Here is a 13,532-nt window from a genome sequence, read left to right as displayed (position 1 = left end):
GGGCGTCGGACATCTCAGTACCAGATCGTGAGGGCGGGCGCCGCGGCGGTGCCGAAGGCGTTCTGGATCGCCGCCGCCGTCTCCGCAGACGCCGAGATCCGGCCCGCCGCGCGCAGGGTCGGCGCGCTCACACCGCCGAGGTACAGCGACGAGAGCGCGTCGACGCGGAGCTCGACGTCGGGCGCATCGGTCGTGACGTCGACGACGCCCTTCCCGTCCTGGCCGACCCGCAGGCGCCAGGATCCCTCGGCGAGTCCGAGCGGATCCGACACCCGCAGCACGAGATCGAGCGGGGCGCGGTACGAGCGCGCCGCGAGCACGGCGGGCACGTCGAGGATCCGCAGCCAGCCGTGGTCGTGCACCGTGGTCTGCACCGCGCGCTGGTTGGCGACGAGCCAGGGCAGCGGATCGTCGATCGGGCGGAGGTCCGCGTGCACGGTGCGGATCAGGTCGTGGTTGACGGCGAATGCCCAGAGCGCGCGCAGCGCCTCCGGCGTCTCGGCGTCGAGGTGGCGGATCGCGAAGTCGGCGCCGAACTCGTCCGGCAGCTCGTCGAGCGTGTACGCGAGCACGCCGCGGGTGCCACCATCGGCGTCGACCGCCCTGACTCCTCGGACCGCGCGGGACCTCTCATCCCCCGGCACGAGCCCCGCCATCCGACGCCAGCGCAGCGGCCAGCCCGGGATGTCGCCCGGCCGATCGAGGCGAGCACGCTCATGCACCTCGCCGAGTGCCGCCAGCAGCGCCTCGGGCTCGAGGTACTCGACCGTCGTCGCTCCGTCCGCCGCCGGCAGCGTGACGCCGCCGGCGCGCCGCGCGTCGACGCGCACGCGCGACACGGGGATCGCGGGACCGAAGCCGTAGCGGCCGTAGATCGTCGCCTCGGTGGCGGTGAGGCCCGCGATCGGGACGCCGGCCGAGGCGGCCGCGCGGAGCTCCCCCTCGAGGAGGTTGCGCGCGATCCCACGCCGGCGATGCGTCGCGGCGACGGTGACGATGCTGATCGCCCACATGTCGAGGTGCGCTCCGGCGTCGCCCGGCACGGTCATCGGCGTCACCCAGGAGTCGACGGTGGCGACGGGCAGGTCGGCACCGGGCGCGTACACGCCGATGTTGCGCCGCCCCGACATCATCTCGCCCATGACGCGGATCGTCTCGTCGTCGGGCTCCTTGTCCAGGAAGCCTCGGGCGTCGGCCCGCGCGAATCCGCGCAGCTGCGCCGGATCCGAGAGGTCGACGATGCGGTACTCGAGACCAGAGGCGCTCAGGCGCTCCTGCGAGGTCGGGTCGACGGGGACGTCACGGGCGTCGAGGTCTGCCATGCCCCCAGCCTAACCACGGCTGCCGACGATGCGGCGGCCACGGGACGCGAAGCGGCTCGTCAGTGGACGGCGGCCTGCACGGCGCGCAGCCGCGCCATGACCTGGTCGCGCAGCTCCTCCGGGGCCGTCTCCTTGCACGCCCGCGAAACGACCTCGGTCAGCGTGGTCGCGACCAGCGCCTCCTCCGCGCAGGACGGGCAGTTGTCGAGATGCTCGCGGATGTCGGAGTGCTCCGTCTTGCACATCTCGTTGCGGAGGTATTCCTCCAGGTCCTGCCGCGCCTTGGCGCATCCGCAGTCCGTCATTTCGTGCTCCTCGTGCCGGCCGTGGCGATTCCTCGCTCTGCGGCGTAGTCCGCCAGCAGCTCCCGCAGCATGCGGCGCCCGCGGTGCAGGCGGCTCATGACGGTGCCGATGGGGGTCTTCATGATGTCGGCGATCTCCTGATAGGCGAAGCCCTCGACGTCGGCGAGGTACACCGCCAGTCGGAAGTCCTCCGGGACCGCCTGCAGCGCCTCCTTGACGACCGACGCGGGCATCCGGTCGATCGCCTCGGCCTCGGCCGAGCGGCTGTGCGACGCCGTGGTCGATTCGGCGCCGCCGAGCTGCCAGTCCTCCAGCTCGTCGATCGTGCCCTGATAGGGCTCGCGCTGGCGCTTGCGGTAGATGTTGATGTAGGTGTTCGTCAGGATCCGGTACAGCCACGCCTTGAGGTTCGTGCCCTGCGTGAAGCTCGACCATGAGGCGAACGCCTTCACGAACGTCTCCTGGACGAGGTCCGCGGCATCGGACGGGTTGCGCGTCATGCGCATGGCGGCGGCATACAGCTGATCCATGAAGGGGATCGCCTGCTCCTCGAATTCCCGGCGCGCGGAGGATTCCGCGTCCGGCTGCGCGTCCAGCGGTGCGTGATCGTTCATCGCCAGCCAGTTTAGGCCGAACGCGTCGACCTCCACCGGTTCGAGAGTCGCGAGCATGCGCACTGCCTTCCGTTTTCCCGCCCTCCGCTGCCGGAGGCCTTCAGTAGGGTAGGAACCGATGAGCGCCTCCATGTATTCCCCCGCACCGCGCGGACGCTGGTCCGCGCCGCTCGCCGCAGGCACCCTGAACGCGCGGTTGCGCGTGCCGGGATCCAAGTCGCTCACCAACCGCGAGCTCGTGCTCGCGGCGATCGCGGACGCGCCGGGACTCGTCTCCGCTCCCCTGCACTCGGACGACTCCGCCCGGATGATCGACGCCCTGCGCGCCCTCGGCGTCGGGGTCGAGGAGCAGCCGGGCACGGGCGGGTTCGGACCCGACCTCCGGATCACCCCCGCCCGGCTCACCGGCGGCACCACGGTCGACTGCGGTCAGGCCGGCACCGTCATGCGCTTCATCGCACCGCTCGCGGGACTCGCCCGCGGCGACGTCCTGCTGACCGCGCACGAGACGGCGCTGCACCGCCCGATGGGCGCCATGATCCATGCGCTGCGCGACCTCGGTGTCGACATCGAGGACAACGGCAGCTGGTCCCTCCCCTTCACGATCCGCGGGCGCGGACACATCCGCGGCGGTCGTGTGGAGATCGACGCCTCCGCATCCAGCCAGTTCGTCTCGGGCCTGCTGCTCGCCGCGCCGCGCTTCGACGTGGGCCTGCACCTGGTGCACACCGGCGAGCGGCTCCCGAGCATGCCGCACATCGACATGACCGTCGAGGCCCTGACCCGCCGCGGGATCAAGGTCTCCCGTCCGGCGCCGGGGGAATGGATGGTCGAGGGCGGCGTGCCGCGCTCCAGGGAGATCGCGATCGAACCGGATCTGTCCAACGCCGCACCGTTCCTCGCGGCCGCGCTCGTCGCCGGCGGCGAGGTCACGGTCGAGGGGTGGCCTGCGCGCTCGACCCAGCCGGGCGCCCTGCTGCCGGAGCTGCTGGCGCACCTCGGCGCCGAGGTCCGCCGGGCCGATGGCGTGCTCACCGTGCGCGGCACCGGTCGCATCCGCGGCGGCGAGTTCGACCTGTCCGCTGCCGGCGAGCTCGCGCCGACGTTCGTGGGCCTCGCCGCTCTGGCCGACGCGCCCACCGCGATCACCGGCATCGGCCACATCCGCCTGCACGAGACCGACCGGATCGCCGCGCTCGCCGGCAACCTGCGCGCGCTCGGCGGAGAGGCCGAGGAGCTCGAGGACGGCATCCGCATCGTCCCCACCGCGCTGCAGGCCGGCACCTGGCCCGCGCATCACGATCACCGCATGGCCACCACGGGCGCGCTCATCGGCCTGCGCGTGCCGGGCGTCGAGATCGACGAGATCGGCACCACGGCGAAGACCCTGCCCGAGTTCACCCAGCTGTGGGAGCGCCTGCTCGCCGTCGACGCCACCGGGAGCGCCCGCGCGTGAGCTGGCTGGACGACGACGGCGATGACGAGCTCGACGACTTCGACGAGTCCCAGATCCGGATGCGGCCCAATCCGAAGGCCAATCGCCCGCGCACCAAGCGGCGCCCCGCGCACAGCGACGCCGAGATCGGGCGCGTGCTGGGAGTCGATCGCGGCCGCTACACCGTGCTGCTCGGAGAAGGCGGCGACGCGGACGACGAGCGCACGATCACCGCGGCGCGCGCCAGAGAGCTGCGCCGCACCCCGATCGTCACCGGCGACGCCGCGCGGGTGGTCGGCGATCTCTCGGGCGAGGACGGCTCCCTGGGCCGGATCGTCGGCATCCTCGAGCGATCCTCGCTGCTCCGCCGCAGCGCAGACGACACCGATCAGGTGGAACGGGTCATCGTCGCCAACGCCGACCAGATGCTGATCGTGGTCGCCGCGGCGGACCCTGAGCCCCGTGAACGCCTGGTGGACCGCTACCTGGTCGCGGCGCTCGACGCGGGGATCCGCCCGCTGCTCGTGGTCACCAAGACGGATCTGGCGGATCCGTCCGAGTTCCTGAAGCACTTCGAGGGCCTGGATCTCCAGGTCTTCACCAGCGCCCAGGGCGAGATGCCGGTGGACGAGATCGGCATGGCGCTCATCGGGCATTCCACCGTGTTCGTCGGGCATTCCGGCGTCGGCAAGTCCACGCTCGTGAACGCGCTCGTCCCGGGGGCCCGACGCGCCACCGGGCACGTGAACGAGGTCACCGGCCGGGGAAGGCACACCTCCTCGTCGACCGTGTCGCTGCGCTACGTCGCCCCTCCTCTCACCCCCGGGTCGGGCTGGGTGATCGACACCCCCGGCGTCCGCTCCTTCGGGCTGGGACACGTGGAGCCGCAGAACATCCTCGCCGCCTTCACCGAGCTCGCCGCGATCGCGGAGAACTGTCCGCGCGGCTGCACGCACCGGGCGGACGCCGAGGACTGCGCGCTCAACGAGGCCGCGGCCGACGGCGCGCTCGGAGAAGCGGGCCTGGCGCGGCTGGAATCCCTGCAGCGGCTGCTCGCGACTTTCGCGGACAAGCTCTGAGCGGATCCGCTCCCCTGCGTGCGGGTAGCCTGGAGGCGTGACTGCGCAGCGCCTCGAACCCGGATCCCCCGCCCCCGACTTCACCCTGCAGAACCAGGACGGCGCGTCCGTCTCGCTGCACGACCTGCGCGGCCGGAATGTCATCCTGTACTTCTATCCGGCCGCGATGACGCCCGGTTGCACGACCGAGGCCTGCGATTTCCGCGACAGCCTCGCCTCGCTGCAGGGCGCCGGGTACACGGTGCTGGGCGTCTCCCGCGACGACGTGGCGAAGCTCGCGCAGTTCGCCGAGCGCGACGCGCTCTCCTTCCCGCTGCTGAGCGATGCCGACCTGGCCGTCCACCACGCCTACGGCGTCTGGGGCGAGAAGAAGAACTACGGCAAGGTGATCCAGGGCGTGATCCGCTCGACCTTCGTCATCGACGAGGACGGCGTGATCGCGCACGCCCTCTACAACGTCAAGGCCACAGGCCACGTCGCCCGCATCCGCAAGCTCGTGGGGCTCGCCGCGTAACGCGCGTCAGTCGTTCTCCTGCTCGGCGTCGGCGCTCCGGCGTGCTTCGGCACCCGCGCGCCGCGTCAGCAGGAACAGCAGCACCGCGCCGATCGCGCCGGGGATCAGCAGCGCGAGCACGAACACGACCGGGAACGGCTGCACCGTCAGAGCGCTCAGCGCGACCGCGATCGCGAGGATCTGCACCACCATGCCGCCGCTGCGCCCGAACGATCGCCCGCGCAGCACGGCGAAGGCCAGTGCGGCGAGCCCGACGGCGCCCACCGCGCTGAGCCCGATCAGCCCGAGGGCTGAGGGCAGCGACGTCGCGGCCCCCGAGCTCAGGCCGAACACCTCCATGAGGGTGACCACGAGCAGTGCCGCCGCTTCCAGAGCGAGCACGGCCGCCGCCGCGATGGTCAGTCTCGACGGGCGCATGCGGGCTCCTGAGGGGGTGTCTGGGGCGATGGCGTTCGCTCGAGGTTCGCCTCCCGTTCACACGGAGTGCAGAAAATCCTTGATCGTTCGCCTTTCATGTAAGAGAATAGATCACAGCCATGTGCTCCCACAGCGGCGTGGGGCGAGCATCCGCTCGCATCACCGATGGGCGTCGACCCCCCGAACGCCGCCCACGAATTCCGGGCACGCGAGATTCGCGCGCCCATGACATTTCCACACTGAGGAGCCCCCATGGATTGGCGCGACAAGGCCGCCTGCCTCACCGTCGACCCCGAACTGTTCTTCCCCGTCGGGAACACCGGTCCGGCCGTCGATCAGATCGAGAAGGCGAAGGCCGTGTGCGCCCGGTGCACCGTCACCGAGGTCTGCCTGCAGTACGCCCTCGAGTCCAGCCAGGATTCGGGCGTGTGGGGCGGACTCAGCGAGGATGAGCGCCGCGCCCTCAAGCGCCGCGCCGCCCGCGCCCGCCGCGCCGGCTGATACCCGGCCAGGCGCAGATTCAGGACGGGCGAGCAGCCCGCAGGCTTCGACAGGGACCGCTGCGCGGTCCTCGCTCAGCCATGAGTCGGCACGTCGCAGGTCCGCGTCGCGGACGAGCGTCGTGTCGACTCAGCCGTTCACCCAGCGCATGGGCAGGTCGATCGTGACCGTGGTCCCCTCGCCGTCAGAGCCCTCCCACACGATCGTCCCGCCGAGCTCGCCCTGAATGAGCGTGCGGATGATCTGCGTGCCGAGGCCCTGACCGATCCGCCCCTCCGGCAGACCGTGTCCGGTGTCGCGGACGATCACGCGCAGGTTCTCATCGGTGCGCTGCGCCTCGATGGTGACCAGGCCCTCCTGACCCGCGAGACCATGCTCGACGGCGTTGGTCACGACCTCGGTGAGGGCGAGCGCCAGCGGCGTCGCGTACTCGCTCGGCAGCACGCCGAACCGCCCCGTCGACTGCGTGCGCGCCCGCGTGTTGGGCGCGGACGCCACCTCCGCCACGAGCTTCAGCACGCGCGCGAACACCTCGTCGAAGTCGACTTTCTGCGCGAGCCCGCCCGCGAGCGTGTCGTGCACGACGGCGATCGACTCGACACGGCGCATGGCCTGGGTCAGCGCGTCGCGCGCCTCCTCGGAGTGCGTGCGGCGGGCCTGGATCCGCAACAGCGACGCAACCGTCTGCAGGTTGTTCTTCACCCGATGGTGGATCTCGCGGATCGTCGCATCCTTGGTGATGAGCTCCTGCTCCTGGTGGCGCAGCTCCGACACGTCGCGGCACAGCACGATCGCGCCGATCCGGGTGCCGTGATCCTTGAGCGGGATGGCGCGCAGCGAGACGGTGACCCCTCGCGCCTCCACATCGGTGCGCCAGGGCGCGCGCCCCGTCACCACGACGGGCAGGGATTCGTCGACCTGCCGCGAGGGCGGGACGATGCGCGTCGTGACCTCGACCAGGGACTCCCCCTCGAGCTCCTCGTCGAAGCCCATCCGATTGAAGGCGCTCAGCGCGTTCGGGCTGGCGAACGTGACGACGCCGTCGACGTCGATGCGGATCAGGCCGTCGGAAGCGCGCGGGGCGCCGCGGCGCGGCGAGGTCGGCGCGGACAGGTCGGGGAACGCTCCGCCCGAGATCATGCGGAACAGGTCGTCCGCGGCCTCGTTGAACGTGATCTGCTGCCGGGAGGGCGTGCGCGCCTCGCCGAGGTTCGTGTGCCGGGTGAGCACGCCGACCGGGCGCGTGCGCTCGCCGTCGGTGCCGCTCTTGCGCGTGCGGACGATCGGCACGGCCCGCACCCTGGTGGGCGTCTCCTCGAACCAGTCGGGATTCGCCGAGTCCACGATCTCGGCCGTGTCGAAGGCGCCCTGCACCTGGGTGCGCCACTGCGGCCGCACCCGCTCCCCCACGATGTCGCGGTAGAACAGGGTCGCCGCGCCGCTCGGGCGGGTGTGCGCGACCGCGATGAAGGATCCGTCGGCGGTCGCGATCCAGATCACGATGTCCGCGGAGGCGAGATCCGCCAGCAGCTGCCCGTCGCTCGCGAGGCGGTGCAGCCATTCGACGTCTTCGTCTTCGAGGCAGCCCTGGGCCTGGGCGAGATCACTGAGTGTCGACACCCTATACAGCCTAAGGCGTAACCTCTGCCCGGCACGCGCGAGCCGGGGCGGCGGACGCGCGGGCCCGAGCGACGCCGGATCGCGCTCAGAGCATGGCCAGCGACGTGGCCCGCCAGCGCCGGTCCAGCCCCTCCAGCCGCACCGCGACGGCCCTCGTGCGACCGGGGGTCTGCACGATCAGGGTGGCCTCGACGATGCCGTCCGCCGGCGAGGACACATGCGTGGACAGGATGCGGAACACGGGCCTCGCCGGAGCCACCCCGCGCGCGCTCCGCGCCCTGGCCGACAGGTTGGCGCGCGTCGTGAGCACGACGAACGCGTCCTCCGCGAACCAGCGCGCGAGCTGATCCGCCTCGCGCACTCCGGCCAGCACCTCGAGGACGCCGCGCGTCAGGCTCTGCAGAAGCGGAGTCGGATCCGGCAGTTCCGCGCTCGGCGTGGGCTGCGGCGCGAAATCCTCAAGCGTCATCATCGGCGTTCTCCCCCTCGAGACTCGGATGGCGTGACTCGCAGTCGAGCACATCCGCGTGCGGCACGGGGCGGATCGGCCAAGGTGTGTGGAGAACCCGTATGCCGCCTGCGGGTGCATCGCCTACCCTCGACGGCATGGAATGGGACCGGCTGTTCGAAGACCTCGAGGACCAGGTGGCCTCCGGCTGGGAGGCGGAGCGCGCAGCCCTGGACGCCGAGACGGAGCGTCTGCGCGTCGCCCGACTCGACCTGCGCACTCGGCTGGGCGCGCTCGTGGACGAGGGCGCGACGCTCGCCGCCGTGCTGACCGATTCCACCCGCGTGCACGGCCGGTTGCGGGCGGTCGGCGCGGACTGGACGGCCGTGCAGCCGCAGGGCGCTCCCGGGATCGTGCTGCTGCCCTCGCACGCCGTGGAGCTGTGGGCGCTCGACCACGGGGCGCTGCTCAGCAGCAGCGCTGCCCCCGCGCCGCTCTCGCCGCTGCGCGAACGGATGACGTTCGGGTTCGTGCTGCGGGACCTCGCCCGGCGCCGCAGCGGAGTCACGGTGCGCACCCGCTCCGGCACGGTGCTGGCAGGGACGATCGACCGCGCAGGATCCGACCACCTCGATCTCGCGCTGCACGACGCGGGCTCGCCGCGCCGAGCACGAGCGGTCGCGGGATTCCGCATCCTGCCGTTCGCCTCGGTGCTCTCGCTCAGCACGGATGCTCCCGCCCCCGGCCTCGGCTGAAGCGCGCGCGACCGCTCCGCTCCCGCATGCGGAGCCCACTCCCCGAAGGCGATTGCCCCCACACTCCGAGTCGTCCCCACCAGCGCACGCCATAGCCCCCGCTCACAGGGACGACCCAAAAGGCGGGTGCCCGCACACTCCGAGTCGTCCCCACCAGCGCACGCCATAGCCCCCGCTCACAGGGACGACCCGAAAGGCGGGTGCCCGCACACTCCGAGTCGTCCCCACCAGCGCACGCCATAGGCTCCGCTCACAGGGACGACCCGAAAGTAAGCACGGGACGGCGGCGGGCTCACTCGCCGAGGCGGACGGGCGGGCCCCACAGCTCGGGGAAGCTCGCCGCGTTGGCCTGTCGCCACAGCGCCCTGCGCCGCGCGTCCTCCGCCTGCTCCGCGAGGTACTCGGCGATCGAGGCCTCCTCGACCCGCCACACGGCGGGAGCGCCGAGTCTCGCTCCGCGCAGCCGGCTGTGCATGATGAGCTCGACGATCTCGTCGACCCCCACTCCGAGAAGCTCCGCCACCTGAGCCAGGGCGAGATAGCGCACGGCAGGCGTGGATGCGTCGGGCATGCCTCCATTGTGCTCCGCGTCGGTGCGGGCGAGCCAGAGGCCCCGACGCTGTGGATAACTTCCTCGCCCGCATCCGGATTCTGTGACCATGGGCGCATGACCACCGCACGCGCCGCTCGACGGCCCTGGACCGATCTGCGCTTCTTCATCGGCCTCGCCCTGATCGTCCTGTCGGTCGCAGGGGTCTGGCTGATCGTGGGCGCGGCGAAGCAGACCCGTCCCGCGCTGCAGGCGGTGCGCACGATCGTCCCCGGCGATCCGCTCACCTCCGCCGATGTGCGCGTGGTCGACGTCATGCTCGGAGCCGTCGGATCCGGCTATCTCACGCCTGCCACGCTCGAGCCGGGCCTGATCGCGACCCGCACGATCGCCGAGGGCGAGCTCGTGCCGTCGACGGCTGCCGCCGCCGCCGACGAAGGACGCACCACCTCGGTCGTGGTGCGCAGCGCAGTGCCGGTCCCCGGTTCGATCGGCAGGGGCTCCGTGGTCGAGCTGTGGGCGGCCGATCCGCGCGCCGAGGGCAAGGGCTTCGACGCGCCGCGCGTGCTGCTGCCCGATGCGACAGTCGCCTCGGTCGACCGCGAGGACGGTCCGCTGTCGGCGAAGTCCACGACACTCGAACTCGTCGTGAGCCGGGCGAAGGTCGGCGAGGTGCTCGGAGCGCTGACCGCCGGATCCTCCCTGTCCGTGGTACCGGTCGGAGCCCGTTCGTGACCGGGGTCGTCCTGGCCCTGCCCCCGGAACGCGCCGAGCGGCTCGCTGAAGAGCTGGAGCTCGCCGGCGTCGCGGTGATCGCGCGGATGCCGCCACACCAGGCTGCCCGCCTGGTCGCGCACGCCGAGGAGCTCCGCGGTGCCGAGGCGCTGCTGATCCCGGCGGAGCGGGCGTGGCTGAGCCCGGCGCTGCGCGGGGCCTGCGACCGCGCAGGCGTGCGGATCCTGACTCTGGGCGACGGTCCAGCCGCCGCCCGGCTCGCGCACCGGCACGGACTGGGTGCACCGTTGCCCGCCTCCGCGAGCGGATGGGATGTCGCAGACGCGCTCCACGACCGGGGCACGGACGCGGACTGCGGCGCGACGAGCATCGCCGGAGCCGGTGCTGGCGACGGCGCCGCCTCCTCGCCGAACCGGCTGATCGCAGTGTGGGGCCCCCACGGGGCGCCGGGACGCAGCACGGTCGCCGTGCAGCTCGCGGCGCTCCTCGCCGCCCCGGATCGCGGGGTCGCCCTCGTCGATGCCGACACGCATGCCCCCGCCCTCGCCCTCCTGCTGGGCCTCACCGACGACGGGCCAGGCATCGCCGCCGCATGTCGCCGCGCGGAGCTGGGACTGCTCGACGGGGCCGAACTCAGCCGGCTCTCCCGCCCCGCGGAGTCCTCCGGCGGCACCATCGACGTGCTGGTGGGCATCAATCGCCCCTCGCGCTGGCCGGAGCTGTCGGCCGCGCGTCTGCGCGCCGCGCTCGACGCGTGCCGGCGCTGGAGCGCGATCACCCTGGTCGATGTCGCGGCCTCGCTCGAGGCCGACGAGGAGATCAGCAGCGATCTGGGCGGCCCCCGGCGGAACGCCGCGACGCTCAGTGCCCTGCACAGCGCCGACCGCATCGTGGCGGTGGCCGCGGCCGACCCGCTCGGGATCGCCCGATTCGTGCGCGGCTATGCGGAGCTGCGCGCCGAGGTCGGCGATGTCCCCGTCACGGTCGCCGTGAACAAGGTGCGTCCAGGCCCCCTCGGCGTCGACGCGCGCGGTCAGGTCCGGCGCGCCCTGGACCGGTTCTCCGGCATCCGCGAGGTGCATTTCCTGCCGTACGATCGGCGCGCGCTGGACGCCGCAGCCCTGCACGCCAGACCCGTACCCGACGTGGCGGGCCGCTCGGCGTTCGCGACCGCGGCGCGCGCCCTCGCCACGACGCTGCTGCGCGACGCGCACAGCCCCGGGACGCGGCGCGAGCGGCGTCTCGGGGCTGCGGCGGCGGTCTGACCCGCGCCGGCGACGGGTTACTGCTTGTAGCTCGCCAGGAAGTTGCCGAGGCGCTCGATCGCCTCGGTGATCACGCGCGGCTCGGGCAGCGTCACCACGCGCAGGTGGTCCGGCGTCGCCCAGTTGAAGCCCGTGCCCTGCACGAGCAGGATGCGCTCCGCGACCAGCAGGTCGTAGATGAGCTTCGCGTCGTCGTGGATCTCGTGCACGTTCGGATCCAGCTTCGGGAACGCGTAGAGGGCTCCCGTGGGCTTCACGCAGCTGACGCCGGGGATCGCGGAGAGCCCCTCCCAGGCGGCGTCGCGCTGCAGGTGCAGGCGCCCGCTCGGAGCGATCAGCGACTCGATCGACTGCACCCCGCCGAGCGCCGCCTGCACCGCGTGCTGCGCCGGCACGTTCGGGCACAGTCGCGTGGACGCGAGCAGGGTGATCCCCTCGATGAAGCCCTTCGCGTGCTGCTGCGGACCCGTGATGACGAGCCAGCCCGACCGGTATCCGGCCACGCGGTAGGTCTTGGAGAGGCCGTTGAAGGTCAGGCAGAGCAGGTCGGGCGCGAGGGTCGCGGTGGGGATGTGGTGCGCGTCGTCGAAGAGGATCCGGTCGTAGATCTCGTCCGACAGCAGCAGCAGGTCGTTCTCCCTCGCGACCTGCACGATGCCCTGCAGCACCTCGCGCGAGTACACCGCGCCGGTCGGGTTGTTCGGGTTGATGATGACGATGGCCTTGGTACGAGGCGTCACCTTGGACCGCAGATCCTCCAGATCCGGGTTCCAGCCGTTCTCCTCGTCGCACAGATAGTGCACAGGGGTGCCGCCGGCGAGGCTGGTCATCGCGGTCCACAGCGGATAGTCCGGCGCGGGGATGAGCACCTCGTCGCCCTCGTCCAGCAGCGCCTGCATGGTCATCGTGATGAGCTCGGAGACGCCGTTGCCGAGGTAGACGTCCTCCGGGTCGACGAGCGGGAAGCCGTCGACCTGCTCATAGCGGCTGACCACGGCGCGGCGCGCGGAGATGATGCCCTTGCTCTCGCTGTAGCCGTGCGCGGTGGGCAGCGTCGCGAGCATGTCGCGCACGATCTGCTGCGGCGCCTCGAATCCGAAGACCGCGGGGTTGCCCGTGTTCAGCTTGAGCACCGAGTGGCCTGCCGCCTCCAGCCGAGCCGCCTCGACGAGCGCGTTGCCGCGGATCTCGTACAGGACGTTCTTCAGCTTGGACGACTGGTCGAAGGTTCTCGGTGTCATCGGCCAAGGTTACCGCCCGCGCGAGGGGTCCCCGTGCACGCGAGTCTCGCTACTCGACGCCGGCCGTGCCCGCACGGACCGCCTCGACGTGCGCGATGCGCTCCCGACGGCTGCTCTCCACATGCGCGGCGGCGAGCTCCGCCGCGCGCTCCGCGTCGCGCGCCTTGATCGCCTCGAACAGCTCGACGTGCTCCCCGCTGATGTGCTGGAGGTCGTCGTGCTGCGAGAGCGCCCAGCGCAGTCTGCTGCGGATGCCCTTCATCATGTCGCTCAGCAGCCGGTTCTCGGCGAGGTCCGTCACGATCTCGTGGAAGTCGGCCGCGGCGCGGCGGGACCCGATCCCGTCCCCCGACCGCGCACCGGTCTCCTCCAGCTCGAGCGACCGCTGCAGCCGGGCGAGGCCGTCGCGCCGATGGCGCTCCGCAGCGAGCCGGAACGCCAGGGGCTCGAGCACCGCGCGCACCTCGTCGAGGTCGGCGAGGTCGGCGTCGGTGAACTCGCGCACCACGGCCCAGGTGTGCGGACGCAGCTCGACGAGGCCCTCCGCGACGAGCACCTTGAGCGCGTCCCGCACCGGCACCCGGCTCACGCCGAACTCGGCCGCGAGGTCGCGCTCGATCAGGCGGCCGCCGGGGGCGCGCACGCCGTCGAGGATCGCGTCGCGCAACCACGACGCGATCCGCGTGGACTCGGGCTGACGTTCATCCGTGCTGGTCACGGCCCCATTCTTC

The 13,532-nt window shown here is 72.1% G+C and carries 16 protein-coding genes; 7 read left to right on the top strand and 9 right to left on the bottom strand.

What is annotated here, in order from left to right:
- Positions 1-14 precede the first annotated feature (14 nt).
- Genes CQ044_RS02330 through CQ044_RS02320 form a run of 3 tightly spaced genes read right to left on the bottom strand, consistent with a single transcriptional unit; the run spans position 15 to position 2,241 of the window.
- Complete coding sequence (locus CQ044_RS02330; RefSeq protein ID WP_105686588.1) at positions 15-1,322, bottom strand: GNAT family N-acetyltransferase; 1,308 nt, start codon at positions 1,320-1,322, stop codon at positions 15-17.
- 59 nt (positions 1,323-1,381) lie between these two features.
- Entirely contained in the window at positions 1,382-1,627 is a 246-nt protein-coding gene (gene rsrA, locus CQ044_RS02325) for a mycothiol system anti-sigma-R factor (RefSeq protein ID WP_045273924.1), read from the bottom strand.
- Positions 1,624-2,241 carry a sigma-70 family RNA polymerase sigma factor gene (locus CQ044_RS02320; RefSeq protein WP_233310625.1) on the bottom strand — a complete coding sequence of 206 codons (618 nt, stop codon included), beginning with the start codon at positions 2,239-2,241 and terminating at the stop codon, positions 1,624-1,626. Before CQ044_RS02320 ends, rsrA begins: the two co-directional genes overlap by 4 nt.
- A gap of 118 nt (positions 2,242-2,359) precedes the next feature.
- Here CQ044_RS02320 and aroA point away from each other — a divergent pair, with 118 nt between their 5' ends.
- Genes aroA through bcp form a run of 3 tightly spaced genes read left to right on the top strand, consistent with a single transcriptional unit; the run spans position 2,360 to position 5,269 of the window.
- Entirely contained in the window at positions 2,360-3,697 is a 1,338-nt protein-coding gene (aroA, locus tag CQ044_RS02315; RefSeq protein ID WP_105686587.1) for a 3-phosphoshikimate 1-carboxyvinyltransferase, read from the top strand.
- Positions 3,694-4,755, top strand: a complete 1,062-nt coding sequence (rsgA, locus tag CQ044_RS02310) for a ribosome small subunit-dependent GTPase A (protein ID WP_105686586.1) — start codon at positions 3,694-3,696, stop codon at positions 4,753-4,755. The genes aroA and rsgA overlap by 4 nt, the downstream gene beginning before the upstream one ends.
- A 37-nt stretch (positions 4,756-4,792) precedes the next feature.
- On the top strand, positions 4,793-5,269 hold the full coding sequence (bcp, locus tag CQ044_RS02305; RefSeq protein WP_045273927.1) for a thioredoxin-dependent thiol peroxidase: 477 nt from the start codon (positions 4,793-4,795) through the stop codon (positions 5,267-5,269).
- A gap of 6 nt (positions 5,270-5,275) precedes the next feature.
- Here the strand turns inward: bcp and CQ044_RS02300 are convergent, their stop codons facing one another.
- On the bottom strand, positions 5,276-5,686 hold the full coding sequence (locus tag CQ044_RS02300; protein ID WP_045273928.1) for a hypothetical protein: 411 nt from the start codon (positions 5,684-5,686) through the stop codon (positions 5,276-5,278).
- A gap of 252 nt (positions 5,687-5,938) precedes the next feature.
- Between CQ044_RS02300 and CQ044_RS02295 the strand changes: the two genes are divergently transcribed.
- Positions 5,939-6,187: a WhiB family transcriptional regulator gene (locus CQ044_RS02295; RefSeq protein ID WP_045249333.1), complete on the top strand. Its 249-nt coding sequence runs from the start codon at positions 5,939-5,941 to the stop codon at positions 6,185-6,187.
- 129 nt (positions 6,188-6,316) lie between these two features.
- Here the strand turns inward: CQ044_RS02295 and CQ044_RS02290 are convergent, their stop codons facing one another.
- Together CQ044_RS02290 and CQ044_RS02285 are read right to left on the bottom strand one after the other, a co-directional pair.
- Positions 6,317-7,807, bottom strand: a complete 1,491-nt coding sequence (locus CQ044_RS02290; protein ID WP_105686585.1) for a sensor histidine kinase — start codon at positions 7,805-7,807, stop codon at positions 6,317-6,319.
- Between the two features lie 85 nt (positions 7,808-7,892).
- A complete protein-coding gene (locus CQ044_RS02285) occupies positions 7,893-8,276 on the bottom strand; it encodes an Rv3235 family protein (RefSeq protein ID WP_374954844.1) in 384 nt (127 codons plus the stop codon).
- Positions 8,277-8,413: 137 nt separating this feature from the next.
- Here CQ044_RS02285 and CQ044_RS02280 point away from each other — a divergent pair, with 137 nt between their 5' ends.
- Positions 8,414-9,010 carry a hypothetical protein gene (locus CQ044_RS02280; RefSeq protein WP_105686965.1) on the top strand — a complete coding sequence of 199 codons (597 nt, stop codon included), beginning with the start codon at positions 8,414-8,416 and terminating at the stop codon, positions 9,008-9,010.
- 292 nt (positions 9,011-9,302) lie between these two features.
- On the opposite strand, the gene CQ044_RS02275 is transcribed toward CQ044_RS02280, so the two are convergent.
- Positions 9,303-9,581: a helix-turn-helix domain-containing protein gene (locus CQ044_RS02275; protein WP_105686582.1), complete on the bottom strand. Its 279-nt coding sequence runs from the start codon at positions 9,579-9,581 to the stop codon at positions 9,303-9,305.
- Between the two features lie 96 nt (positions 9,582-9,677).
- Between CQ044_RS02275 and CQ044_RS02270 the strand changes: the two genes are divergently transcribed.
- Complete coding sequence (locus tag CQ044_RS02270) at positions 9,678-10,295, top strand: SAF domain-containing protein (protein WP_105686580.1); 618 nt, start codon at positions 9,678-9,680, stop codon at positions 10,293-10,295.
- Positions 10,292-11,560 (top strand): P-loop NTPase, encoded by a 1,269-nt coding sequence (locus CQ044_RS02265; protein ID WP_105686578.1) that lies wholly within the window; start codon positions 10,292-10,294, stop codon positions 11,558-11,560. Before CQ044_RS02270 ends, CQ044_RS02265 begins: the two co-directional genes overlap by 4 nt.
- 17 nt (positions 11,561-11,577) lie before the next feature.
- On the opposite strand, the gene CQ044_RS02260 is transcribed toward CQ044_RS02265, so the two are convergent.
- Entirely contained in the window at positions 11,578-12,801 is a 1,224-nt protein-coding gene (locus CQ044_RS02260) for a pyridoxal phosphate-dependent aminotransferase (RefSeq protein WP_045273934.1), read from the bottom strand.
- Between the two features lie 49 nt (positions 12,802-12,850).
- Positions 12,851-13,519 (bottom strand): GntR family transcriptional regulator, encoded by a 669-nt coding sequence (locus CQ044_RS02255; protein ID WP_105686577.1) that lies wholly within the window; start codon positions 13,517-13,519, stop codon positions 12,851-12,853.
- Positions 13,520-13,532: the final 13 nt, after the last annotated feature.

The sequence above is a fragment of the Microbacterium sp. MYb64 genome, assembly GCF_002979495.1.
GTDB classification, from domain to species: Bacteria; Actinomycetota; Actinomycetes; order Actinomycetales; family Microbacteriaceae; genus Microbacterium; species Microbacterium azadirachtae_A.
This window is presented reverse-complemented; position numbering and strand designations above follow the sequence as displayed.